Here is a 24672-nt window from a genome sequence, read left to right on the forward strand (position 1 = left end):
GTAACACAGCCTTCCAGACTGTCATAGCTATAGCATTGTAACACAGCCTTCCAGGCTGTCATAGCTGTACCATTGTAACACAGCCTTCCAGACTGTCATAGCTATAGCATTGTAACACAGCCTTCCAGACTGTCATAGCTATAGCATTGTAACACAGCCTTCCAGGCTGTCATAGCTATAGCATTGTAACACAGCCTTCCAGGCTGTCATAGCTGTACCATTGTCACACAGCCTTCCCGGCTGTCATAGCTGTACCATACTAAGATGAAATCCTCTGTATATAGTCATTTCCCTTGTTATGAGGTACAGCTATCGCGGGCAAGATGCCGGCACTACAATAATTTTACGATTTAAGCTTGTACATCATTTGGTCGAAATTTGCTGTATCAGAATAACTTTGAAGACGCGCTAGCTCTACTGGATCGACTTGTGGCATATCTTTAGTCAAATCTCGCTTGCGAAATAGAACTTCGGAAATAGTACGAGTAGGTTTGAATTGAGTGATATTTTGGCAAAGCATCATTGTAGCTAAAGCTTCCACAGAAATATCAAGTCTTTTTGCCTCTGCTTCTAAGCGTTTTCCTTCTTCTTTTGGCAGTTGAATAGTTATGGCCTGAGATTCATTCATAATAATTTATATTTTAATCGCGGGCAAGATGCTATAGTAATTTTACCATTCAAGCTTGTACCTCATATAAAATCCCGATAACTACGATATCCAAGTCATTGCGACTGTAACGGAGTGGAAAGAAGCAATCTCCTAGAACCTTGAGATTGCTTCCTATCGTCGCAATGACAATTTTCAACCAGATTCTTTCTATGCGACTGCAACGGAGTGGAAAGAAGCAATCTCCTAGAACTTTGAGATTGCTTCCTATCGTCGCAATAACAATTTTCAACCAGATTCTTTCTATATCATTCCCTCGAAATATGCCGTATTAATAATTAATTATTAATAGGATTTACGCATGAGACACGAAAAACATGGGTTTGAGATTGCTTCCCGACCGTCGCAATGAAAATAAGTTGCACTTGCGTAAGTCCTGATGAATTATTAATTATTAATTATGTACTGGCGTTTTCACACTAACAGCTTCTTCTAACCAAACATTAGGTAACTGACGCGGCCTTTCTGGTAATTCCATCAAACCCATTTCTGTTAGTCGAATGACATTGCTGAGAGTTTCTACTAAAGCAGGTTCAAAATAAGTACCACTGCGATCGCTACAAATTGCTAGTGCTTCTCCTAAACCAAGAGCAGCACGTCCACCCCGTGGTTGTGTCAACTCTTGGAAATAAGAGACTAAACCAAGAATACGAGATTCTATAGGTATTTCTTCTGCTCTGAGACCATCTGGTTTACCACTACCATCCCAACATTCCAAATGATGAGCAATAATATTAGTAACTGGTGCCAACTCTGGCATTGCTGCTAATAACTGAGCGCCCAGCACACTCTTTTCCTGCCAAAAATTTAAACTTTTATCATCTAACTCATTAGGTGTTTTCATAAATACTTCTTTTGGCGCTGAAACCAACCCAACTCTAAACAATAATCCTGCTAACCGCAAACGTCGTAATTTCAAAGTTGGTAAATCTAACATTTGCCCTAAAGTTTCAGATAAAGCTGCAACTTGCAAAGAAGCAATGGGGTTGGTTTCATCTTGTTCGTCTACTTTCTGTGCCATTCGTAAAAATGCCTGTAACTTATTAGCATTCAGGTTGCGACTGACTCGTAATGCTTGACCTTCTAATTCCCAAAGTTCCCTGGTTTGTCTATTGATAGCAATCATTTGTTCCTGAGTTGTTTGCAGATAAGAAACTATTCTGGAAACTACATCACTCATATCTGTAGGTGCTACACCTTCAGCTTTGATAATTTCCTGATGTTGTTTTTGAATTGCATCTGCTAATGCGGGATCATAGGGGCGACATCTTTCTGTCAGTATTTTTGCTGCTTTTTCTACTAAGTCATGCTCGAACGTCCATAAACCATAGAATTTTCTTTCTATATCTACAGTTGGTTTACCGTGGGGTAAATATTCATCATCAGACAGTTCATGGCAAAGTACCATAGCGCGATAAGTTGGAGCTAATATGATTAGGTTCCATTCATTAACCAAACTATCAGTAGTTTCCAGATTAACTAAAGAAACATTATCTAACTGACTGGTAGGATGTTCAGATAATCCACTATCTGGTACTGCCGCAATCATCACATGAGAACTACATTCAGCTATTTGTTGATAACGATCTGCTTCTTGGAGATACCATTTTCCTTGTTGAAATGTGACTAATACTAATGGTTTTGCTTCTGGTTGTGTACTGTTATTTTGTAAAATGTGGTCTTCTAAAGCATGACACAAAGCGACTAATGTATTTTTGAAATAAACTCCATAACTAGAGGGAAGTTTTCCTTCAGGACTGGCTTTTTTTAGTTGATTTAAAGTTGCTTCTGGATTCATTTTATTAAAGGATATTTTTTTATATATTTGTTGTAAGCATTTAGTTTTTAGTAATCAGTTCTGAGCAAATAATAAATGATTATTTACTAAAGTTAAAAGAACTTACTTTGGCAGTATTTTTCCTATTTATACACATTATTATGATTTTGTCAAGTAATATACAAGTATAGCAATTCTATTTTATTTGTGTATAAAAATATTACCGCTTTTCGGGAATAGGAAATAGGCAAGAGTTTCCGAGTTTATTTCTATTTATTGAATTATGAAAACCTATTTAGGATTGCTATATTGATCTGACAAAAAAAGTGTTTAATAATGGATAATTGATAATTACCTCTTCCTAAAAGAAAGAGGATTGAACAAAAGGAAAAAATTTATTTTTTTCCCTTTTAAAGGGGAGGCTTCAAGGGTTAAATTATTTAATTGTTTAATTATTTAATTATTAATTCTTTGGTAAAATATATCCGAATATAATTGAATTAGGACTTACCGATGAACCCTATTAGTAGGGTGCGTTTTCCGCCCTTGAGCGGACATGGAAAGCGTAGCAGTCCCTATACGATAACGCTCCGCGACATCGAAAGCGGAGCATTCTGTATACGAAAAAGCGCACAACGCACCAAGACTCTATATATATTGTCTGTGCGTAAGTCCTGTGAATATAATTTAGGTATATAACTATGGAAGTTTCTCAAAAGAGGGAAGCATTTATTCCTTATTCCCGAAGAGATATTATAGAACTTTGTCTTCAAGATGGTAAATTGCCTCAATATTCTCTACAAAAATTTAGAGATTTTTGTTCTATTCTGCTGGCATATTATCATTTTAAATTACATAAAAAGCTGGAAGTATTAAAGGAAAGTTATGCACCTTTTAATCCAGATGCTAATCCTAAATATGTGGCTAATTATTCTGATTTATAACTCGCTACAATGCAGACTAATATAATTGAAAGTTTTCGAGAAATTCTCCAACAAGGTAATTATTATCCCATATATCAGGAAAGTTTAGAACGTGCTTTCCAGGAAATGTCACTAATCGAATTAAAAACAGATATTGATTTTGATGATTTTGAAGAAATGGTCTGTTACTGTCGGGGAGATATTTATCAAACATATAGTTTTAAGAGGTTTTTCCGAAAAATCCAAAAGAAAATTGATATTTTTGAAAGAGTGATTTTATTAATTAAGTGCAAGGATAAGGAAAATAATAATACTTCTGATAATTCTCTGAAAGAGTCTAATTTACTTCCTAGTAAAATTTATATTTCTCTCTACAGAAATATTCCGAAAAGTGATATAGAATTTTTATTTCCTAATGTCAAAGTTAGCATGACTTTGAAAGATCGTCTGATTTTAATAGTTCCGGCTATTGCTACAGCCATACCTATTACTCTGAAAATTTTACCTCAACTTTTACTAATTATTGGCGTAATTGTATTTTTGTCTTTTGGTCCTAATTATGTGGAACAATTAAAGTTGAGAGCTAATCCAGAAGATGTGAAAAATATGACCGGACTTTTATTAGCTTCATTATCTTTATTAGTGACTTTAGGAGGTTTTTGTTTTAAGCAATATAGTCAATATCAAACTAAACATATTAAGTTTCAAAAACAAGTAACAGAAACCTTATTTTGCAAAAATATTGCTAATAATTCTGGTGTATTTAAAACTTTAATTGATGATGCCGAAGAAGAAGAATGCAAAGAAATTATTTTAGTTTATTATCATTTATTAACGACTAATACACCTCTAAATCCAAAACAATTGGATGAAAAAATTGAAGTCTGGATGGAGGAAAATTTTGATACTAAAATTGATTTTGATATTAACGGACCTTTGAATAATTTAACAAAAATTCAGGGCAAAATTGTCAGAGATGGTGAAGATGAGAATAAAGTTTCAGAGATACCATTATTAAGCTATGATGAAAATGGTTGTTGTCAAGTATTGTCCCTAGATGATGCCAAACAATTAATAGATTATATCTGGGATAATCTGTTTAATTATGCTTAAAATTAATGGATTAGGACTTACACGGGAGGAACCCGGTTTCTACGATAAATCCTTGTTTTGAGCAATAGATGTCTATGAGAAACCGGGTTTCTGGGTTCACATGGCTTTAGTCCTGTGGATAATTGATAATGTTCGTAAAAAAAGGGAACACTTAACTGGGAACAGGGAACAGGGAAGAGTAATTGATGCTTTCGTATGGGAGAATTGATTCTATTTTTTATTTTTGGAGATGTCTAATCAATTCAACAACATCAAGATTCCGAATATGTCGGCAGAGGTATTGATGCGCTGTGGTATTTAGTTGTAGGTGAGGAAAGTTAAGTCTAGTCTAGTAGGTTGGGTTAAGGAACGAAACCCAACAATAATTAGGTAGATGTTGGGTTGCGAGATACACTTAACCCAACCTACTCAATTAACTTTTAACTTAACTTGGCTCAATACCTAATTCCCGCAACCTTGCCTCAAGTTTCGTAGGTTGGGTTGAGGAACGAAACCCAACAATAATTAAGTATATGTTGGGTTCGAGATACGCTTTTCATGTTGCGTAGCAAAACCCAACCTACTCAATTAACTTTTAACTTAATTTGGCTCAATACCCAATGCTCGCAACCTTGCCTCAAGTTGTGCCACTTTTTGCTTTTCCTCTTCAACCTGTTGTAAAGCCAACTCCTTTTCCCGCTTCTCCTGTTCCGCACGTTCGGCACCAGTAGGAATAACATTTCCCTCAACATCGCACCAACGTAACCAAACATCCTCCTTTCCCTCAAATTTTCCTGACCATAAAGTTAACCCCAACCCAACTTTTTCTAACCAAGTTTCCGTAATTTGCTGATAAGCGATCGCTCTCAACTCATACACTTGCAGCAAAGATTCACCCAAGATTTGGAGCGGCTCGAAAACCACATAATAACCAACTCCCATCCGGGCATAATCTTTAAGTTTACTACCCAACTCGTTTCCGACTTTATTAGAAACTATTTCCACTACTACATCTGGTGCTTTACCAAATCTCCAAGTATAATAGCTGCGGTCTTTTTTTTCAGTCCAGTCATCGGGTATTGTCACATCTAAACTCAGAAAAACATCAGGCACTAAAGCTGGTTTTCCTGTAGAATAAAACACTCCCACATTTGCTGCTGCCAAGAATTGACTGTTGCCATCTACACCAGACCATGAATCATATAAACAGTTAGTCAGGAGACGTTGTTGTTTTTCTGAGTGAAAATTATCCACTGGAGTATCATCCTCTATGATTAAATGACTAATATCGGGTTCAAGTGGAGTTTCATATTCTATGACTAAATGATTAATACTAGGAGTAGTTAATTCTTCTGTTTCTTCTGTTTTAATTTTAGATATCATATTCATCTTACTAATTTACTTAAAGGACAAAATATTTGCTTCTTAGGTTTTGAATCTATTCTATTAATTTTCTTTTTCCATTCTAAACAAACTAGAATCTACCTTAAAAAAAATCCCCAAAGTTTCAGCCTACGAAGCGGAAGTATACTTATCAACAAACCCTTGTCAACCAAAATTATAACCTTGTCCTACAGCTTGAAATCTCCAATCATTATCTTGACGATAAAGCCTCCCAAACTCTAAAACAGTTTCTCTAGTTAATGTGAAATTTCGTAGGTTGGGTTGAGGAACCAAACCCAACAATAATTAGATATATGTTGGCTTCGAGATACGCTTAACCCAACCTACTTAAAAACTAAGAAGTATACTTATCAACAAACCCTTGTCAACCAGAATTATAACCTTGTCCTACAGCTTGAAATCTCCAATCATTATCTTTACGATAAAGCCTCCCAAACTCTAAAGCAGTTTCTCTAGAAAAATCTTCTTCTAATTCATATTTAGTGACTTCTTCTCCTGTGCTAATATCATAAATTCTAATAAAAGAATTTCTGACTTGCCCAAAGTTTTGTCTTCTTTCATCTGCTTCATGGATCGTCACTACAAATAGTATTTCTTGAATAGTTTCGTCTACTTTAGTTAAATCTATTTCTATTAGTTCATCATCTCCCGAACCTTCTCCAGTTCTACTATCTCCTGAATGTTTTACAGAACCATCTGGTGATGACAAGTTGTTATAAAAAACAAAGTATTTCTCATCAGGAATTTTACCATTATTTCCTAACATAAATACAGAAGCATCTAAATCAAATGCTGCACCTGTATCTGTAGTATTTACATCCCATCCTAACCCAATACCAGCTTGGGTTAAATTAGGAGATTCTTTGGAAAGATTCAATCTTTCACCTTTACTTAGATTAATAGACATAATTTACTCCTTTTTAGTTATCATTTATCAGTTTTAAGTGAAAATTAACTTACTGGTAAGCATTTATTAGTGATATGAGACAAACAGTTTTTAAGTTATCACAGGACTTAGGCAAAAGGACTATATATAGATTCTATATATATAGATTCTTGGTGCGTTACGCTACCGCTAACGCACCCTACTAATAGCTAAGATTAATAGACATAATTTACTCCTTTTTAGTTATCATTTATCAGTTTTAAGTGAAAAGTAATTTTCTGGTAAACATTTATTACTTATCTGACACAAACAGCTTTTAAATTATCAGTTAAACTACTTCTAAAGTAGAATTTTTCACATAAGCATTCAGCTATTAGCACCTCAGCTAGCCTCCTGCGGAGGAACTGTGTTAACAGCAATAATATTCTGCCTTTAAAACTACCTATTATCAAGTTTTATGTCAAGAGAGATGTTTATAAAGTATAGTCTTAAAAATAGGCGATTATATCAAATCTGCTTGCTTTAGAGAATAAAGTTATATCATCACCATCAGAAAATCATCACCATCAGAAAAGGGGGAAAACTCATAGTTTGTCAGAGATTTGGTCTCCAAATCCCTACGGCTTTTAATTCTACCGATATTACCAGATTTGACATTAAATCTAAAACCAAAAATAATAGCTGATAGCTCATAGCTGACGGCTAAATGCTTACTTTTTCACTTAAGTAAATGTCGATTATGAGCTAATTTTACCCAAGCAGGATATTCAGTCATTAACAAGTCATAAAGTTTGTCATCGGAAATACTTTCTGGGTCTTCTAGACTGAAGAAATTTGCATTATCAACATAGCGATCGCTCATTTCATCAAGTTTTTCCAGAAAGCTAAAGTCACTAGCAAATGCTTTTTCTAACCAACCAAAAAATCCTTTTCCAGAAACATCCTTATGTGACTTACCGATAGCCATAAACTGCCAAAAAATCGGTTCAAAAGATGACCATTTTAATTGTTTTTCTGTCTCTTTTTCATCAGAAGTTGCTCCATCAGTGACAAACATTATATAAATAGGTTGATCAGCAGCCACAGGAGAATTTCTACTACCACCATTTCCAGAAGGAAAATAGAAATTTCTAATCATTTTCATCACCTTGCCATAATAAGTTCCTGGTTCTAATGGATACTTTTCTTGTATGTTAGGAATAAAATTTTGGAAGTTAACTAAAGTCATTTCTCCTACCTGATGAGGATTTTCTCCAAACAGAAAAATATCAATGGAACCACTATCATCAAACCGACATCCTAAAGCAAAAACTTTTTCTGCTAAACGTTGAATTTTTCCTGATGAATAAAGGGAAAACATTGACCCAGAAATATCTAGGCAAAGTGCAACTTTAGCTTGATGGTTTTTCAAATTTGCTTTGGCCAGTGACATATCTGCTTTTTTAGCCAGGTCGATTAATTTTGGAGCTTCTTGTTCAATTTTTTTCAGAGATATAGCCATAATTTTTCCCTACAAAAACAACCCTAGTTGATGAACAAATCACATATAAGAAGGTGTCTTATTTTCAGTTATCAGTAACCAAAAGCAATAGCTTAGTCCTTACACTTACCAATTAATAATTAGAGATACTTTTCATGATCAATTATTAATTATCCATTGTTCCTTTATTAACAAACTGTAAAGTAAAAGCTTCTTTATAGTTAGTATCTGGCTTAATTATTCCTGCTGCTACTAAACTATCAAAGAATGATTTCCATCTTTCATCTGTCATAGCACCGATACCTTTAGTAGTAGCATCCCCAGAAATAACAATACCATATTCTTTCATTTTTTCTAAACTATAAGCTAATAAATCGTCTTTCATTTCTGGATTATCTTTTTTAATTAATTGATTTGCTGGTTCAGGATTTTCTAAATAACTAGACCAACCTTTAATCGAAGCATCAACAAATCTCTGAACTAAATCAGGATTTTCTTCTACCATTTTTTTTGTGGTTTCTATAGTAGTTGCATAAGGTAAATAACCAGCATCTGCTAATAACATAACTACTGCTTTAAAACCTCCTTTTTGCTCAATAGTGAAAGGTTCCGATGTCAAATAACCTTGCTGAATTAAATTTTTATCTAATAGAAAAGGAGCTATATTATTGTTATAAGGCCGTCTTTGATCGTCTGTATAATCAAACTTATTTTTGAGAAATTGCCAATAGCCTTTTTCTGCTAAAGATGATACTAAAATTGGTTTACCTTTTAGTTGTTCTAAAGAGTCATTTCCTACTCCTGGATGAGCAATTAATACTTGGGGATCTTTTTGGAAAATAGCTGCAACTGTAATAGTAGGAATCCCTGCTTCTACAGAACTAATTGCCTCAATACTAGAACCCATATAAAAGTCAATTGCACCTCCTACTAATAGTTGAGTTCCATTGACTTGAGCATTTCCCATTCTAATAGTAACATCTAAACCATAATCTTCATAAATTCCTGTAGCGATCGCTTGATAAAAACCCCCATGTTCGGCTTGAGCATACCAGTTAGTTCCATAAGTAACTTTGTCAAGATTTTTGTCAGTTTTAGTTGTTGAATTAGAGTTATTTGTATTAGTACAACTTGTTAATATACCACTGCCAATAGCTAGGCTACTATACTGAATAAATTGACGACGATTAATATTATTCATCTTTTTTACTAGGTTTGATAGAGTATTTATTTTCTTCTTTCAATAGTTTAGCATTTTCAGCAGACAAATTGAAAAATAACTTAGATCTAAATTCCACCAACACAGACTAATTTTGCTTTGTTATTCTGTCATCAATTATGTAATTAAGTTGTTCAAATCCTTCAAAATCTATCTCGAATTAACCTTCTATATCTCCCTCAACCGACTCTGGTTTGTCTAAAATAAAAACCACGAACTCTGTCAAATATGCCCTATTTATATTCAGACTAATTGAAGAGTTTTTTCGTTCCATAGAAATAGGTGGAATTTCTAAATTATCATCATCCATTTTAATAAAATCTTATAAGTTAACTAAACCTATTAAAGGAAATAACTTAACACCTTTAAAATTTTTGAATAACTTTGACAAAATAGTACAGAATATAGGCGATAAAATCTTACTTTTGAATTTTGACTTAACAAAATCCTACTGCCTCAATAACACTTTCCAAAGCGATCGCTACATGAGTCCAATGAGTCCCCCCCTGACAAAACACCACATAAGGTTCCCTCAGAGGTCCATCTGCTGAAAATTCAGAAGTAGACCCATCAATAAAAGTACCACCTGCCATTACCAACTGACTTTCATATCCAGGCATCGGTGCAGGAACCGGATCTAAATAAGACCCCACAGGAGAATATTGCTGAATAGCTCGACAAAAAGCAATTAACTTCTCTGGAGACCCCAACTTCACCGCTTGAATAACATCCCGTCGTTTTTCCAGAGGCAAAGGATTAACCGGATAACCCAACTTATCAAAAACATAAGCCACCAAATGATTTCCCTTCATCGCCTCCCCCACCATTTGTGGTGCCAAAAATAAACCTTGAAACAACAACCTATTTTGCTCAAAAGTCGCCCCCCCACTACTACCAATACCAGGAGCAGTTAACCGACAAGTCGCAGCTTCCACCAAATCTGCCCTACCTACCACATACCCACCCGCCATAACAATTGTACCACCAGGATTCTTAATCAAAGACCCCGCCATTAAATCCGCCCCCACTGCCGTCGGTTCCCGGTCTTCAATAAACTCCCCATAACAATTATCCACAAAACAAACCGTTTCCGGATTTTGTTCCTTAACCATCTTGACAATTTGCTCAATTTCTGTAATAGACAAACTAGGTCGCCAAGAATAACCACAAGAACGTTGAATCAAAGCCAGACGAGTCTTTTCCGTAATTGCAGATTCCAACCCTTGCCAATTTATTGTCCCAGTTTCCGTCAAAGGTAACTCCCGGTAACTAACCCCAAATTCCTTCAGAGAACCTTGACCTTCCTCCCTCAGACCAATCACTTCCTCCAAAGTATCGTAAGGAGGACCAGCCACCGACAACATTTCATCCCCCGGCCTCAAAGTCCCAAACAAAGCACAGGCGATCGCGTGGGTTCCCGAAACAAATTGGACTCTTACTGCTGCGGCCTCGGCCCCCATCACCTCTGCAAAAACCTTGTCCAAAGTTTCCCGACCCAAGTCATCATGGCCATAACCAGTTACTCCAGAAAAATGATGGACACCCACTCGATGATGACGAAAAGCATCTATAACCCGTTTTAGATTTTGCTTAACCAGGCCATCAATTTGGGAAAATAGGGGAAATAGGTTTTCTTCTGCTGCTTGTAGATATTTGAGGCTGTTCATATTTATTTACTTTATTTGTGGTATGGTTAATAGAATGTGACATTTTAATTAATGTTCAAATCGACAATTAAATAAAAAAATGTAATTTTTTAGAAAAAAGCGCAATAAAAAAATTTTTGTTTTACTTAATGTGAACATAGTAATTTATCTTGTTTTTTAAGTTAAACTATTATCTGAAATAGGTAATGCTAAGGTAAGCATTTTTTGTGTAATCCTGCCAAAACAGCTATTAGCAGTCAGCTAGCCTCCTGGAGGAAAACTGCGCAATTCAGCAATTAGTAATAAATAATTACTTCTGAACTTTAGGAAAGAGATTTCTACAATAACTTTTTATTCTTTCTCAATTTCAATGGTTGCTTTTAATTTATCCAAAATTAATAGCTGAACTCTAATAGCTGACCGCCGAATGCTTACTTGCTAAGATAATTGCTCTACCTTATTTTTTATATTTTTTTAAAATTAGTTCAGGGTAAGCTATCTTACACTATCACTATCTAAAAATGGATTTAAACTTAAACATTTAATATTACTCAGGATGTTCTTATGAAAATATTTTTATTAATAGATTAAATAGTTAATTATTACCAAAATATTTTCCACATCCTCAAAATTTTGTGCTGAAAATAGCTCTTGTCTGAGCAACAAAGTTCGTAATTTAGAGATTTTTTATGACAATTTCGACATCAGAAAAACTTTCGCTGAATTGGCCGATAATAGCCTTTATGGCATTCCTTCACATTGGAGCTCTTTTTGTCTTAGTTCCTAGTAACTTTAGTTGGACTGCAGTTGGTCTAGCAGTATTTTTACATTGGCTCACAGGTGGTCTAGGCATTACTTTAGGGTTTCATCGTTTGGTAGCACATCGTAGTTTTAAGACACCTAAGTGGCTAGAATATTTCTTGGTTTTTTGTGGCACACTTGCTTGTGAAGGGGGAGTTTGTGACTGGGTAGGTTTACATCGTCTTCATCATATACATTCAGATAATGAAAAAGATCCCCATGACTCTAGTCGTGGCTTTTGGTGGAGTCACATGGGTTGGATGATCCATGAATTACCAATTAAGTCTGAAGTTCCTCGCTACATTAAAGATATAGCAGAAGACCCTGTTTATAAGTTCTTGGATACTTATTTTATTCCCATTCAAGTTGCCTTTGGTATTTTGCTCTACCTAATAGGAGGATGGCCTTTTGTAGTTTGGGGTGTTTTCTTTAGATTAGTTGTTGTTTTTCACTGTACTTGGTTAGTGAATAGTGCTACTCATAAGTTTGGTTATCGTACTTATGATTCTGGTGATGATTCTACTAACTGTTGGTGGGTGGCTGTATTAACTTATGGTGAAGGTTGGCACAATAATCATCATGCTTTTCAATATTCAGCACGTCATGGTTTACAATGGTGGGAAATTGATACGACTTGGATGATGATTCAATTCTTGCAAATTTTTGGTTTAGCGACTGATATAAAATTAGCAACAAAATAGGTAAGTATTTACCATTCAGCCATCAGTTTCATTTTTAGTTAACAAGTCAATCTTGTCATTATTATGCTTTAGTTCTTTGGTTAAAAGTGTATTAGAAGTTAAACGAAATGAATGAAGGAATCATTTTTATTATTGATATCTGACTGATAGCTGAATGTTTACTTAATATAGTTTTCAGTTAATGGTAATCCCGGCGCTCAAAACTTTAGTTAAATCTATATTTTGTATTTTGTTGTATTGGAACGACGCAGCTAAAATGGTGCATTAGATTTTCTCCCTTGTCTTCCTTGTCTAGCTACAACCAAAAAGTAATGCACCATTTAAGATGAAACACTCTAGTAGTGGAATGTTTCACCTACAATAAAATAGTATACTAGGGAGTAAAGGGTCGGGGTAGGGAAGTTGCATACAACGTCTACGGGAGAAAGATTTTTGTTGGTGGGTTACTTCCTCCTGTACAGAAGTAAGCTACGTTCCATCCATGGTTTCCTGCGGAATGCTAGGCAAACGCAATAATGGAGTGCGCATTTCCTGACGGAATGCTCCGCTTTCCATGTCGCGGAACGCGAAACAACCCAACCTACATCTATATGCATCATTATTAAGATGAAACTATCCAGTAGTAACTATTAAGGGACTTCCATATCAAAAAAATATCCCATTAGTTAGAGTTGGCGCTCAAAAGTCTTTTTTTTTGTTAAGGTAGGGAAGAGGGAGTAGAGAGTAGTAAAAAGTTAAGAGGAATAGTAGATTTAGATATAGGTTGGGTAGAGGAACGAAACCCAACATTAAGAGACTACCATGTCAAAAAATATCCCATTATTTAGAGTTAGGGATCAAAAGTCTTTTTTTTTGTTAAGGTAGGGAAGAGGGAGTAGAGAGTCGAGAGTAGTAAAGAGTTAAGAGGAATAGTAGGTCTAGGTTGGGTAGAGGAACGAAACCCAATATTAAGAGATTGCCATGCCAAAAAAATATCCCATTAGTTACGAAAATTCGGTTAACGAACGATAGAGTAGAAGATTGGGATAATTTATATTGTGCTATTCCCTAGACTAGGCAATACAGAAGCTAAATTAATTTTTCTATAGAAAAAACAATGTAGAGAAGTTGCATAAAACTTTCCCTACATTTTTTGATATTGCATAAGAATAATACTTAACTATTCGTAAAATCCTAGTAGATTTCACAATAATCTCAGAGAAGAGAGGAAAGGTTATTTAAGATTTATGTTAAGCGGGTAACGCGATTCGAACGCGCGACATCAACCTTGGCAAGGTTGCGCTCTACCACTGAGCTATACCCGCAACTATTCCTTAATATTTATATTGTCACAAATAATTTTATTTGTCAACCCCTCAACAGAATTTTTTTTGAAAGTCAATCTCTGATGACCTTTGTCATACTTCTGGAGATACATCAGACTCGATAAAGCTGTTAGAAGTCACTGGTAAGGCTTGAGCTTTACCCATGATACTATAACTACTAGATGATGAATTGATACTATTCTTGAGTTGACGCATCAAACTTCCCATTTCCAAAGCATTCATGGCATATTCCCAACCTTTATTACTTTTAATACCAGCTCTCTCCAAAGCTTGCTGCATGGTATCCGTGGTCAAAACTCCAAAAATTACAGGTACTCCAGTCTGAAATGCTGCGGCAGCAACTCCTTTAGATACTTCAGCAGCTACATAATCAAAATGAGGAGTTTGACCTTTAATTACAGCTCCTAAACAAATTACAGCATCATAGCTATTACTCATAGCTAATTGACGTGCTACTAGAGGAATTTCAAAACTTCCTGGTATCCAGATATAATCAACTTGAGTCCCATTTGGATTTGGATCGACCCCGTGGCGTTTTAAACAATCTTGACAACCTTCCAGTAATTTACCAGTAATTAAGTCATTGAAACGAGCAATTACAATAGCAAAGCGTAAGGAGTCAACTTGAGTAAATGTTCCCTCAAAAACTGTCATTTTAGAATTTTTTTATGTTAATTATGTAGATAAAAGTTCAGAGATAACAAGCACTAACTCGCTATCCCTGTATGTCTTACAGCAATTTTCAGATTAATAAACCAAATCAACGATAACCTTGTAGGGACCTTAAATGTAACGTCCCTACTTTGTGGACTACTCACATGAAAAGTGCTGTAATATTCATTGTTTCTTAACTTTAGATTTTAGATATTATCAGTTTAGGTTAATATCACCAAAAATCAGGCCAATAGCCTTCCTTAAATAGCTTTAGTAGTCGGTACTGACAACTAATAACTGAATTTGGCCTAAACTACTAAAAAGTTTAAAACACCCACTGCAATTACCAGTGCTACCCACAAACCAGAACCGATAAAAATCAAAGGTTTACCTTGACTCCAGACTTGAGGAGAAGCATAAGCAAAAGGCACGCCTACTACGAGGATAAAAGATAAGACTACTAATAGAAGTAGTACGAATTGAAATAGGAATGTTAACATTTTTTTACTCCCGGTGCAACAACAAATTAATCCTATAGGGAATTAGATTATCATAAACTGTGCGTAGGACATTCTCCCGCTTTTTAAATTTAAGTAGAATTTGCTGAAAAAATCACAGTGTGGTTCGTGTGGGGAGGGTGGTTCGTGTGGGGAGGGTGGGAGAAACAATTGTTCCTTGATTTTCCTGCCCAAATCTAAAAATGCTAAAATCTTTGTATCAGGACTTACGCGGAAACACTAGATATAGTGTTAATCCCATATGCAACAGGTTCTCAACTCTATATATAGTATATTCGCGTAAGTCCTGTGTATGTAAAGACTTTGAGATTTAATCAGCCAACCCTAATTTAGGGAATAGGCAACAGGTAATGGTCGAATTAGCAAAAGTTTCAGGCTTTATTTCTAGTTATTGAGATATACCCTTTTTCTATTCATTTTTTCACCTGCACTACCTGAAGACTACCTCCAGCGTATAAAACAGTTTTAGGTGATTCATTATCAACTAAATTAAACCCTATTTCTTTTAATAATTCTAATATATTTGTGTTGATAAAATTCCAGCAAGTTTCTGTTTCAAATAACCAGAAAAATATTGCTATTCCCGGCCAAAATAAAGGATTAGTCGGACTGTGAAAATCAACAAAAGTAAAAATTCCACCTGGCTGCAAAATTCGGTAAACTTCTTGCAGAATTTGCCGTAATTGTTCAGGGTTCATTTCATGTAAAGCAGCACTGGTATGTACTAAATCAAATTGATTATTTGAGAATGGCATATCTTCAGCAAATGCTTCAACATATCTTGCTGATGGTACATTTTTTTTGGCTCTATTTATTGATCGTGGAGAAGCATCTAATCCTATGACATTTTGAGAGTGTTGAACTAGAAAATTAGTGGCTTGACCACTACCACAACAAAGGTCAAGTATCTGAGTATTTTGGTTAATAATTAAACCTTGCAAAGCCAGTTGGCGAAAGCGAGTTTCTCCCCCAACAGTAAGAGCTGCTAAACGAGAAATTCCGTCGTACAACCATTGATATTTATAACTCCAGTCTCTGAAAATTGTTGCCATTTTTTTTAATCAAAAGTTATGATTTTTATTTATACTCGACTCAAATAGTTTTGGTCTATTAGTTGACGGTACATTGTCAGGAAAATATAATTAAGAAAATATAAATATGTTAAATTTAGTAACAAATATTAAAATGGGAGCCTTATTTCAACTATGAGTCGCATAGGAGTATTATTACTTAATTTAGGTGGGCCTGAACAACTAGAGGATGTGCGCCCCTTTCTCTTCAATTTATTTTCTGACCCAGAAATTATTCGTTTGCCTTTTCCTTGGCTACAAAAACCCTTAGCGTGGTTCATTTCCAGTATGCGTTTTAAAAAGTCTCAGGAAAATTATAAGGAAATTGGTGGTGGCTCTCCATTAAGATCGATTACCGAACAGCAAGCTTTAGCTATTCAAAAGCAGTTAGAAGAAAAAGGGTTAGAAGCTCAAAGTTATATAGGAATGCGTTACTGGCATCCTTTTACAGAAGAAGCTCTGACTAGAATTAAGCGCGACCAAGTAGAAAAATTAGTTATTTTACCACTTTATCCCCAATATTCTATCAGTACAAGTGGTTCGAGTTTTCGGTTACTTGATAAACTTTGGCAACAAGACCCAGAATTAGATAAAATTGAATATACTGTTATTCCTTCTTGGTATCAACGACCAGGGTATATTGAGGCAATGGCAGAATTAATAGCTCAAGAGTTAGACCATTGTCCAAACTCGGAGCAAGTACATATCTTTTTCAGCGCTCATGGTGTACCTGTTAGTTACGTTGAAGAAGCAGGAGACCCTTATCAAGCAGAAATTGAAGACTGTGTAAATAGAATTATGAAATCTCTGAACCGTCCAAATGCTCATACTCTTGCCTATCAAAGTAGAGTAGGTCCGGTAGAATGGTTGAAGCCTTACACTGAAGATGCTATTCAAGAATTGGCAGATAGTGGGGTGAAAGATTTATTGGTAGTTCCTATTAGCTTTGTTTCTGAGCATATTGAAACTCTGCAAGAAATTGATATGGAATACCGTGAGGTGGCAGAAGAAGCCGGAATTACTAATTTTTACCGAGTACCTGCTTTGAATACTCACCCAGTATTTATTAATGATTTAGCAGATTTGGTTGTGGAAGCTTTAGATGCTCCAAGTCGCGATTTTTCTGATGCCATCAAAATGAAAAAAATTATCAAAATGTATCCTCAAGAAAGATGGCAGTGGGGATTAACTACTACAGCAGAAGTTTGGAATGGACGATTAGCAATGCTTGGCTTTATGGCGTTGTTGTTGGAGTTGATTACTGGTTATGGTCCTTTACACTTGGCTGGTTTACTTTGACATATTCCTAAAGTTGTGCTGTATGAGACAACGTAAGATTCTTGAGCCAGGGGTTTCCCTGGCCAATGTTTTGGCAAATTTCTATTGTAATGCTAGTTAATCTTAATCAAAATTCTTGTCAGAAGTTTGTGGACTAATACTAACACTTCGTTTTCTTTTTCCTCGATACCATAAATACCAATTTTGATAACTACGAATAGCTAGCCATAATAATAGTAAAGCAATTAATCCTCCCTGTTCTGGTGCGTCAAAGGCAAAAATTACTAGACAAATGCAGAGAATGTCTTGAGATAATATCATCCAGAAGGGTAAACCACGCCACCTAAAAAAGTATCCAATTTGAACCAGTTGGAGTACCAAGGCAAATAAACCTCCCACAACTCCAATAACTATAATTAACCAACCTTTTATATTAGTAGCTTCAGCGATCGCCATACTCATAATTGTTCCGACTATGGGACTAAATATAAGTTGAACTAAGTTAAGAATGCGCTGACCTAAAAGTTTTTTTGAGGCAAATATTTCAAACAAAGACCAACTAACTAAAATTCCGACCACTATTTGAGGAGATACTTTAGAGAGGAGAGGAACTTTTGCCCATAGGTCGTTTTGCAATAAACCTATTAGCAGTAGAGGTAATGCTATTCTGATACCTGCGGCGGCTGATGCAGACAAGGCTGCGAGGACTTCTACCATAAAGTACAAATAAAAGTATGGTTTTTATGTATTATATATTTTCTTTCTTGATATTGGGAAAAGTTTAGACTTGATAGCAGTTTTGATTTATATAGTCCACAAAGATTTTGGTTGAAAAGCAAAAGGCACAAAGTAAGAATTTAGAATTGAAGTAGCTATTCAGGTGTTGGGGTTGACAAATAATCATAGTATTTATGAATTTCCATAGATTTTTTAGTCTGACTTATAAATTATTTAGTATTCTTAGATACAGTTTTTAGTTGGGAAACACTGATCATGCACAAAATCAAAAATAATGCAATTCCCAGACCTGAATGCTTACGGCACAAAATATTTAATTGACTTAATAATTATAACTTTTTTTGAGCAAAATGGAGCGTTATTTCAGTTATCAGTTATCAGTTATCAGGTAAGCATTTCCTGCGGAATGCGCTCGCATTCAGTTATTAGCAGTCTGCATCGTCAGCTAATAGCCGAGCAAATGTACAGAACTGATTAAAATTAGCGGACGATCTTTTTCTTTATATTTCACTTTTTGCAGATTAATTCCTCCTGACAAACAGGATAAGTTAATAATTAGCGAAGCTCCTCTGAAAGAGGCTGGCTGATAGCTGACGGCTGAATGCTTACGTTATCAGTACTTAATGGAATAAGAAGGTTTGAAGTAGGAAATCTTCTTTTTTTTTATCCTCTTAAAAAAAGTTAGTTTGAATTAATTTTAGCTACTAAAAATTAATAGGCAAGATGAGTAATTGTCTATGCAAAATTAATTATCTATAGCCATCCTAAATATATGTAATTAATTTGGTAATTAGCACATTTTTTTGTATTTAACACAGGATTTAATAACTTTTAACTAATTCTGTTGTTCGGTGCAGATTTGAAATAAAATATTATTAATTTTTTTAACTATTAGAGTCAATTAAAAGACAAAAGATTTATGATCGAAATATAAAAATAAATTTAGTTATAACCAAGAGGTATTTATGACAAATTCTTTGTTTGATGATGCTAGTCGTAGATTAGAAAAAGCTTTAAAATATGTCTCTCTTTCAGAAGATACAAAAGAGCGCCTCAAATATCCTAAAGCTACTTTAATAGTTTCAATTCCTGTCAGGATGGATGATGGTTCATTACGAGTTTTTCAAGGTTATCGAGTTCGTTATGATGATACACGAGGACCGACAAAAGGTGGGATTCGTTATCATCCTAATGTGTCTATTGATGAGGTAAAATCTTTAGCTTTTTGGATGACTTTTAAATGTGCTGTGATGAGTTTACCTTTTGGAGGTGCGAAAGGTGGCATTACTATTAATCCTAAAGAATTATCTCGAATGGAATTAGAACGTTTGAGTCGGGGATATATTGATGCGATCGCTGATTTTATTGGTCCTGATGTGGATATTCCGGCACCGGATATGTACACAAACCCAATGATTATGGGTTGGATGATGGATGAATATAGTATTATTAAAAGGAAGTTAAGTCCGGCAGTTATTACTGGGAAACCTGTTAGTATTGGTGGTAGTTTGGGCAGAAATACGGCAACGGCAATGGGTGCTTTTTTTGCCATTGAAACTATCATGCCAAAGTTTGAATATATGCCTGAAAAAACTACGGTTGCCATCCAAGGATTTGGTAATGCTGGAGCAGTTTTAGCAGAGTTACTTTGTCAAGGTGGTTATAAAGTAGTTGCTGTTAGTGATTCTCAGGGGGGAATTTATTCTCCACAGGGTTTAGATATTCCGAGTATTCGTCAATATAAGGAGTCTAATAAACATATACAAGCAGTTTATTGTCAGGATACTGTTTGTAATATTGTTGAACATAAAGTTTTAACTAATCAAGAACTTTTAGCTTTAGATGTTGACATTTTAATTCCTGCTGCTTTGGAGAATCAAATTACCGAAGAAAATGTCAAAGATATTAAAGCAAAGTTCATTTTTGAAGTGGCGAATGGTCCGATTAATTCTGCTGCGGATAAAGTTTTAGAAGAGCAAGGAATTTATGTATTTCCTGATATTTTGATTAATGCTGGTGGTGTAACTGTAAGTTATTTTGAGTGGGTACAAAATCGCAGTGGTTTGTATTGGACTTTAGATGAAGTTAATCAGAAATTGCAGAAAAAAATAGTGACAGAAACAGAGAGTATTTGGCAAATATCTCAAGAGTTATCTATTTCTATGCGAACTGCTGCTTATGTGCATGGTTTAAATAGATTGGGAGAAGCAATTAATGCTAAAGGAACTAGAGATTTTTATGTTAAAAATTAGCTCAATTTAAGAATCTATAAACTTAATTTAATTCCTGAAAAACTGTTACTATTAGATGGGGAATTTAGAGAATAACTTAACAGTATTTACTATTAATCCCGTCTGGAAAAAATACTTAGGGATTGCTGAATAAAGTCTTTTTGCTCTTTGTAGGAGTCAACCCACCCCTAACCCTTCCCAGGAGGGGAAATCAGGAGGAATTTCTAGGTTTAAATACCATGTTTTTTTCTCAACTCTGCTAATGCCAAACGGGCAGGTTTTGCATAATCTTGTTCAAATTCTGTTATACCTTCCCGGGTTGCTGCTACTGATTCAGCATAATCTAATCTTTCTAATAATTTTTGATAGACAACTGCATCTTGAATAACTAACTCCACTTTACCATTAACTGTCAGAACTATAGTCTTTTGTGTTTCTTTAATTTGCTGGACAAAATACTTAGGGTTATGCTGGAAATCTGTGAGTGAATGGTTGGTCATTTCAGTTATCAGTTATCAATTAAATTTAATCAAGATGGGTTAATTTATGAATATATTGATGCTTGAGATAGAAAACCAAGTGAAATATTAAAGCAGTTTTTTAGAAAGATAGTACCACAGTAGCACAGCCATCTTGGCTGTTATTTTCTAACAGCTAAGATGCTTGTACTGCTATCAGAAAAGTAGTAAGTATTCAGCTCTTAGTTTTTTAATGAATGAATGAACTAAGTCAAGCTTTCTTTTGACTTCTACTTTTAATTTTCAACTATATATATATATCTGAGTTTTTAACCCATATAATTTATAGGCAGAAATTATAGATGTTTTTCAGAAGATGATAGCTGATAGCTAATAGCTGAATGCTTACAACAAGCAAGATGTTTGTGTTACTTAATTGAAATTTCTGCCATATCTAATATCTTGGGAACTAAGTCTTCTCGCTTAATTGCCATTATATGAACTCCATGACAAATTTGACTGGCAATTTTAATTTGTTCCGCAGCAATTTTAATTCCTTCTTGTAAAGGTTTTTCCGCATTTGCTAAACGATTAATAATATGTTCTGGTATCTCAACTCCTGGCACATACTTATTCAAAAAAGCAGCATTTTTAGCAGACTTTAATAAAAATATTCCAGCTAAAATTGGCTTATTACTATCAACTGCAATTTCATTCATAAACTTTTCTAACTTCTCAAAATCACAAATTAATTGGCTTTGAAAAAATTGAGAACCTGCCAATAATTTCCGTTCAAATCGTTTCTTTAATCCCGATAAACTAGGAGACTGAGGATCTACCGCAGCACCTGGAAATAAATCTGTTGCTCCGTCTGGTAAAGCTTTCTCATTCCAGTCAATACCTTGGTTTAAATTACCAATCATTTTTAATAGACGTGTAGACTCCATGTCAAATACACTTTTAGCATCTTTATGGTCTCCTGCTTTTACAGGGTCGCCAGTTAAAGCTAAAATGTTATTAAGTCCTAAAGCTGAAGCTCCCATTAAATCAGCTTGTAAAGCTATGCGGTTGCGATCGCGACAAGCTACTTGACATATTGGTTCGAGGCCATGATTTTTTAAGATTATGCAAGCTGCTAAGGAAGACATTCTGAGGACAGCACGACTACCATCGGTAACATTAATAGCATGAACTCTACCCTTGAGAGTTTCAGCCATTTTAATCATGTGAGTAGGGTCTGCTCCCTTGGGTGGTGCAACTTCAGCAGTGATTAAAAATTCTCCAGATTTGATAGCGTTGCGAAATTTATTCATTGATTTTTATTGGTTTTTTGTTATGGTAAAGTTGTTAATTTTTGAGGATTCAGCGATTTGTTAATTAATAATTAATAATGAAAACTATCCCCCTAAATCCCCCTTTGAAAGGGGGACTTTGAAGATTACCTACAAAGCAGGGCTTTGAAGACTCCCCCGCTTGAGAAGGGGGTTAGGGGGATATCCAGAACTGTAACTCATCAATGTGTAATCCACTGTAATTATTAATTAGGGCTTGGTGATTAAATATCAAAGTGTTTACGGGCATTGCTTTCAGGATTTATAGATACTAATAAAGTACCAGCTTTTAGGTGATTCCAGCTTAAAAATCTAGGATTTTCGGCATTTCGAGGGGTAAAAAATTAGGGTAAGATTCTTCTGTAGGGACGTTGCATAAGAGCGTCCCTACTCTTCTATGATTCTTATTCCTCGTGGATTCTGGATTCTGGCTTCTCCCTGCTACTAAAAGACTTTTCAGCCAACCCTAATTATTAATTATTAATTATATCCCAGTGCTTTTTTAACTTTTTCTAGAGTTTGATTAGCGATCGCTTCGGCTTTTTCTTTTCCTGATTTTAAAACAGATTCAAGATAACCTTTATCATCTATTACTGCTTGATATTTAGTTTGAATAGGAGTTAAAGCTGTAATAGTTGCTTCAGTTAATAAAGGTTTAAATTTACCCCATCCCATATCTTGACATTCTGTTATCACCTCTTCCTTATTTTGATTAGAAAATAATCCATAAAGAGTCAATAAATTATTACATTCTGGTCGTTCCGGATTATCAAATTCCAAACCTTTAATTGGGTCAGTTTTGCAACGTTTAATTTTTTTAGTAATTACATCTGGGGGGTCTAATAAATTAATTCTACTCAATTCTGAAGGGTCAGACTTAGACATTTTGCTAGTACCATCCGTTAAACTCATTACCCTAGCACCCTCTTTTCTAATTAAAGGTTCTGGTAACTTTAAAATAGTTTCTCCTTCCCCAAATTGATGATTAAATCTAACCGCTATATCACGAGTAAGTTCCAAATGTTGTTTTTGGTCTTCTCCCACAGGAACCTTATCTGCATCATAAAGAAGAATATCTGCAGCCATTAAAACAGGATAATCTAATAAACCCGTACCCACATTTTCTCCCTGTTTAATAGCTTTTTCCTTAAATTGAATCATATCTGTCAACCAATTAAGAGGAGTAATACAGTTGAGAAACCATGTTAATTCACAATGAGCAGGAATGTGAGATTGAACAAATATAGTAGAATAATCCAAGTCAATACCGCAGGCCAAATATAAAGCAGCAATAGTATAAGTATCTGTAGCTAATGTCGCCGGATTATGGGGTACCGTAATAGCGTGCAAATCTACTACACAGAAAAAATTATCGTATTCTTTTTGTCCTTCTACCCAGTTGCGAATTGCCCCTAAATAATTACCAATATGAAGGTTTCCAGTTGGTTGAACTCCAGAGAGTACACGCTTTTTACCCATTATTTTCCTAAATTAAATTTACTTGTTTAAAATTAATTAAACTTAACAATAACATATTTAGGGAACACTTAACTGGGAACACAGAAGGTGGGAACAGGGAACAGGGAGTATTAATTACTAGATAATGGATAATTAGGCTAGCTAAATAAATCTAAAATTATTGACAGATAAATGTTTTAGTTTTTAATAGGGAAAAAGTACCTGATTTTCAGCTATTTACGCTTAAAATCCTCACTGTTTGAGCAAGAATTAGGCAAAAAAATTACTCCCTATCACCCCATCTCCTTAAAAAAAGACTTTTACGGTTCCCGATAAATAAGCAAACCCTAATTAGGGTTTTCATTGAAAGGGGAAACTTTAAAAATTGAATTATTTAATGCTTAATTATTGATTATTAATTAATTTCAAACTTATTCACTTAGGCTATCCTCTCGTAATAATTCAGCACTATCAGTAAAAGTTTGACAAAAAAACAATATCTCAAGCTTTTCCTTTTAAGGGGATGAAAAAATATTCAATTCAATATTTAAAGCTATGGTTTTAGGGAGAGGTACTGATAACTAATAACTGTTAACTAAAATGACCTTTGTATTGTTGTAATAAACATTCAAATTTTAATTTTGACTCTTGATGATTTTGTTTGATAATAAGTTGATATACAACCGTAGCTTCAATTTATTGATTAATAATTGGTAAACGAAGAGATAAAATTCCATCTCCACCAATGTGTGTTTTTATGTTGATACTTTCCATAATTTATAAACTCTTGTGATTGGATAAACTTAACTCTATTTTAAATAAAAATAAATAGATTATTCTGTTTTACCAAAAAAATGAGGGTATCTGCCTTCCCTTAAAAATCTTTTCTCCTCTGCCCCCCTACTCCCTGATGTAGGTTGGGTTGAGGAACGAAACCGAACAAAAACCTTTTCTCCCCTACTCCCTGATGTAGGTTGGGTTGAGGAACGAAACCGAACAAAAACCTTTTCTCCCC

23 protein-coding genes and 1 tRNA gene are annotated in these 24672 nt (G+C 34.8%); 5 read left to right on the forward strand and 19 right to left on the reverse strand.

Features of this window, described 5'->3' with window-relative positions; all coding sequences use genetic code 11:
* Positions 1 to 343 precede the first annotated feature (343 nt).
* The 3 genes from VKJ25_RS07985 to VKJ25_RS24530 form a co-directional block, all read right to left on the reverse strand.
* Positions 344 to 628, reverse strand: a complete 285-nt coding sequence (locus tag VKJ25_RS07985; RefSeq protein ID WP_324236094.1) for a hypothetical protein — start codon at positions 626 to 628, stop codon at positions 344 to 346.
* A gap of 433 nt (positions 629 to 1061) precedes the next feature.
* Positions 1062 to 2465 (reverse strand): HD domain-containing phosphohydrolase, encoded by a 1404-nt coding sequence (locus VKJ25_RS07990; protein WP_324236095.1) that lies wholly within the window; start codon positions 2463 to 2465, stop codon positions 1062 to 1064.
* 260 nt (positions 2466 to 2725) lie between these two features.
* Positions 2726 to 2839, reverse strand: coding sequence for a DUF4896 domain-containing protein (locus VKJ25_RS24530; protein ID WP_375340313.1), 114 nt, complete (start codon positions 2837 to 2839; stop codon positions 2726 to 2728).
* A 306-nt stretch (positions 2840 to 3145) separates the two neighbouring features.
* Between VKJ25_RS24530 and VKJ25_RS07995 the strand changes: the two genes are divergently transcribed.
* On the forward strand, positions 3146 to 3388 hold the full coding sequence (locus VKJ25_RS07995) for a hypothetical protein (RefSeq protein WP_324236096.1): 243 nt from the start codon (positions 3146 to 3148) through the stop codon (positions 3386 to 3388).
* A 9-nt stretch (positions 3389 to 3397) separates the two neighbouring features.
* Entirely contained in the window at positions 3398 to 4480 is a 1083-nt protein-coding gene (locus VKJ25_RS08000) for a TMEM143 family protein (protein ID WP_324236097.1), read from the forward strand.
* A gap of 579 nt (positions 4481 to 5059) precedes the next feature.
* Here VKJ25_RS08000 and VKJ25_RS08005 read toward each other — a convergent pair.
* The 7 genes from VKJ25_RS08005 to VKJ25_RS08035 form a co-directional block, all read right to left on the reverse strand.
* Complete coding sequence (locus VKJ25_RS08005) at positions 5060 to 5848, reverse strand: Uma2 family endonuclease (RefSeq protein ID WP_324236098.1); 789 nt, start codon at positions 5846 to 5848, stop codon at positions 5060 to 5062.
* Positions 5849 to 6007: 159 nt separating this feature from the next.
* Entirely contained in the window at positions 6008 to 6145 is a 138-nt protein-coding gene (locus VKJ25_RS08010) for a TerD family protein (RefSeq protein ID WP_324236099.1), read from the reverse strand.
* An 82-nt stretch (positions 6146 to 6227) separates the two neighbouring features.
* Positions 6228 to 6770: a TerD family protein gene (locus VKJ25_RS08015; RefSeq protein ID WP_324236100.1), complete on the reverse strand. Its 543-nt coding sequence runs from the start codon at positions 6768 to 6770 to the stop codon at positions 6228 to 6230.
* Between the two features lie 697 nt (positions 6771 to 7467).
* On the reverse strand, positions 7468 to 8250 hold the full coding sequence (locus tag VKJ25_RS08020; RefSeq protein ID WP_324236101.1) for a VWA domain-containing protein: 783 nt from the start codon (positions 8248 to 8250) through the stop codon (positions 7468 to 7470).
* A gap of 145 nt (positions 8251 to 8395) precedes the next feature.
* Positions 8396 to 9430: an ABC transporter substrate-binding protein gene (locus VKJ25_RS08025; protein WP_324236102.1), complete on the reverse strand. Its 1035-nt coding sequence runs from the start codon at positions 9428 to 9430 to the stop codon at positions 8396 to 8398.
* Between the two features lie 178 nt (positions 9431 to 9608).
* Positions 9609 to 9758, reverse strand: a complete 150-nt coding sequence (locus tag VKJ25_RS08030; protein WP_324236103.1) for a hypothetical protein — start codon at positions 9756 to 9758, stop codon at positions 9609 to 9611.
* A 127-nt stretch (positions 9759 to 9885) separates the two neighbouring features.
* Positions 9886 to 11115, reverse strand: a complete 1230-nt coding sequence (locus tag VKJ25_RS08035; protein WP_324236104.1) for a methionine gamma-lyase family protein — start codon at positions 11113 to 11115, stop codon at positions 9886 to 9888.
* Between the two features lie 668 nt (positions 11116 to 11783).
* Here VKJ25_RS08035 and VKJ25_RS08040 point away from each other — a divergent pair.
* Positions 11784 to 12596, forward strand: a complete 813-nt coding sequence (locus VKJ25_RS08040; RefSeq protein WP_324236105.1) for an acyl-CoA desaturase — start codon at positions 11784 to 11786, stop codon at positions 12594 to 12596.
* A gap of 1232 nt (positions 12597 to 13828) precedes the next feature.
* Here VKJ25_RS08040 and VKJ25_RS08045 read toward each other — a convergent pair.
* From VKJ25_RS08045 to VKJ25_RS08060, 4 genes are all read right to left on the reverse strand, one after another.
* Positions 13829 to 13900 (reverse strand) — tRNA-Gly (locus VKJ25_RS08045).
* 93 nt (positions 13901 to 13993) lie between these two features.
* Complete coding sequence (ribH, locus tag VKJ25_RS08050) at positions 13994 to 14575, reverse strand: 6,7-dimethyl-8-ribityllumazine synthase (protein ID WP_324236106.1); 582 nt, start codon at positions 14573 to 14575, stop codon at positions 13994 to 13996.
* A 308-nt stretch (positions 14576 to 14883) separates the two neighbouring features.
* A complete protein-coding gene (gene psbZ / locus VKJ25_RS08055; protein ID WP_324236107.1) occupies positions 14884 to 15075 on the reverse strand; it encodes a photosystem II reaction center protein PsbZ in 192 nt (63 codons plus the stop codon).
* 431 nt (positions 15076 to 15506) lie between these two features.
* Positions 15507 to 16145, reverse strand: coding sequence for a class I SAM-dependent methyltransferase (locus tag VKJ25_RS08060; protein WP_324236108.1), 639 nt, complete (start codon positions 16143 to 16145; stop codon positions 15507 to 15509).
* A gap of 153 nt (positions 16146 to 16298) precedes the next feature.
* Between VKJ25_RS08060 and hemH the strand changes: the two genes are divergently transcribed.
* A complete protein-coding gene (hemH, locus tag VKJ25_RS08065; RefSeq protein ID WP_324236109.1) occupies positions 16299 to 17462 on the forward strand; it encodes a ferrochelatase in 1164 nt (387 codons plus the stop codon).
* A 102-nt stretch (positions 17463 to 17564) separates the two neighbouring features.
* Here hemH and VKJ25_RS08070 read toward each other — a convergent pair whose 3' ends face one another.
* Positions 17565 to 18158 (reverse strand): DUF4126 domain-containing protein, encoded by a 594-nt coding sequence (locus VKJ25_RS08070; protein WP_324236110.1) that lies wholly within the window; start codon positions 18156 to 18158, stop codon positions 17565 to 17567.
* A gap of 986 nt (positions 18159 to 19144) precedes the next feature.
* Between VKJ25_RS08070 and VKJ25_RS08075 the strand changes: the two genes are divergently transcribed.
* On the forward strand, positions 19145 to 20431 hold the full coding sequence (locus VKJ25_RS08075) for a Glu/Leu/Phe/Val family dehydrogenase (protein ID WP_324236111.1): 1287 nt from the start codon (positions 19145 to 19147) through the stop codon (positions 20429 to 20431).
* A gap of 209 nt (positions 20432 to 20640) precedes the next feature.
* On the opposite strand, the gene VKJ25_RS08080 is transcribed toward VKJ25_RS08075, so the two are convergent.
* The 4 genes from VKJ25_RS08080 to VKJ25_RS08095 form a co-directional block, all read right to left on the reverse strand.
* On the reverse strand, positions 20641 to 20910 hold the full coding sequence (locus VKJ25_RS08080) for a type II toxin-antitoxin system Phd/YefM family antitoxin (RefSeq protein WP_324236112.1): 270 nt from the start codon (positions 20908 to 20910) through the stop codon (positions 20641 to 20643).
* A 386-nt stretch (positions 20911 to 21296) separates the two neighbouring features.
* The gene (locus tag VKJ25_RS08085) at positions 21297 to 22181 is read right to left on the reverse strand and encodes a methylenetetrahydrofolate reductase (RefSeq protein ID WP_324236113.1); all 885 of its coding nucleotides are present in this window, start codon (positions 22179 to 22181) and stop codon (positions 21297 to 21299) included.
* A 498-nt stretch (positions 22182 to 22679) separates the two neighbouring features.
* Positions 22680 to 23678, reverse strand: coding sequence for a tryptophan--tRNA ligase (trpS, locus tag VKJ25_RS08090; RefSeq protein WP_324236114.1), 999 nt, complete (start codon positions 23676 to 23678; stop codon positions 22680 to 22682).
* A gap of 812 nt (positions 23679 to 24490) precedes the next feature.
* Positions 24491 to 24672, reverse strand: a 182-nt coding sequence (locus VKJ25_RS08095; protein WP_324236115.1) for a hypothetical protein, incomplete at its 5' end; no start/stop codon positions are given.

Origin of the sequence: Okeania sp., from assembly GCF_035285525.1 — a bacterium.
Lineage (GTDB): Bacteria > Cyanobacteriota > Cyanobacteriia > Cyanobacteriales > Microcoleaceae > Trichodesmium.

Excerpts from the sequence above, each read along its gene's own strand:
- ribH (WP_324236106.1), bottom strand. The coding sequence starts at position 14,575 with ATGACAGTTTTTGAGGGAACATTTACTCAAGTTGACTCCTTACGCTTT.
- VKJ25_RS08060 (WP_324236108.1), bottom strand. The coding sequence starts at position 16,145 with ATGGCAACAATTTTCAGAGACTGGAGTTATAAATATCAATGGTTGTAC.
- psbZ (WP_324236107.1), bottom strand. The coding sequence starts at position 15,075 with ATGTTAACATTCCTATTTCAATTCGTACTACTTCTATTAGTAGTCTTA.
- VKJ25_RS08035 (WP_324236104.1), bottom strand. The coding sequence starts at position 11,115 with ATGAACAGCCTCAAATATCTACAAGCAGCAGAAGAAAACCTATTTCCC.
- VKJ25_RS08025 (WP_324236102.1), bottom strand. The coding sequence starts at position 9,430 with ATGAATAATATTAATCGTCGTCAATTTATTCAGTATAGTAGCCTAGCT.
- VKJ25_RS08040 (WP_324236105.1), top strand. The coding sequence starts at position 11,784 with ATGACAATTTCGACATCAGAAAAACTTTCGCTGAATTGGCCGATAATA.
- VKJ25_RS08015 (WP_324236100.1), bottom strand. The coding sequence starts at position 6,770 with ATGTCTATTAATCTAAGTAAAGGTGAAAGATTGAATCTTTCCAAAGAA.
- VKJ25_RS08085 (WP_324236113.1), bottom strand. The coding sequence starts at position 22,181 with ATGAATAAATTTCGCAACGCTATCAAATCTGGAGAATTTTTAATCACT.
- hemH (WP_324236109.1), top strand. The coding sequence starts at position 16,299 with ATGAGTCGCATAGGAGTATTATTACTTAATTTAGGTGGGCCTGAACAA.
- VKJ25_RS07990 (WP_324236095.1), bottom strand. The coding sequence starts at position 2,465 with ATGAATCCAGAAGCAACTTTAAATCAACTAAAAAAAGCCAGTCCTGAA.
- VKJ25_RS08005 (WP_324236098.1), bottom strand. The coding sequence starts at position 5,848 with ATGAATATGATATCTAAAATTAAAACAGAAGAAACAGAAGAATTAACT.
- VKJ25_RS07985 (WP_324236094.1), bottom strand. The coding sequence starts at position 628 with ATGAATGAATCTCAGGCCATAACTATTCAACTGCCAAAAGAAGAAGGA.
- VKJ25_RS08030 (WP_324236103.1), bottom strand. The coding sequence starts at position 9,758 with ATGGATGATGATAATTTAGAAATTCCACCTATTTCTATGGAACGAAAA.
- VKJ25_RS08075 (WP_324236111.1), top strand. The coding sequence starts at position 19,145 with ATGACAAATTCTTTGTTTGATGATGCTAGTCGTAGATTAGAAAAAGCT.
- VKJ25_RS08070 (WP_324236110.1), bottom strand. The coding sequence starts at position 18,158 with ATGGTAGAAGTCCTCGCAGCCTTGTCTGCATCAGCCGCCGCAGGTATC.
- VKJ25_RS07995 (WP_324236096.1), top strand. The coding sequence starts at position 3,146 with ATGGAAGTTTCTCAAAAGAGGGAAGCATTTATTCCTTATTCCCGAAGA.
- VKJ25_RS08020 (WP_324236101.1), bottom strand. The coding sequence starts at position 8,250 with ATGGCTATATCTCTGAAAAAAATTGAACAAGAAGCTCCAAAATTAATC.
- trpS (WP_324236114.1), bottom strand. The coding sequence starts at position 23,678 with ATGGGTAAAAAGCGTGTACTCTCTGGAGTTCAACCAACTGGAAACCTT.
- VKJ25_RS08000 (WP_324236097.1), top strand. The coding sequence starts at position 3,398 with ATGCAGACTAATATAATTGAAAGTTTTCGAGAAATTCTCCAACAAGGT.
- VKJ25_RS08080 (WP_324236112.1), bottom strand. The coding sequence starts at position 20,910 with ATGACCAACCATTCACTCACAGATTTCCAGCATAACCCTAAGTATTTT.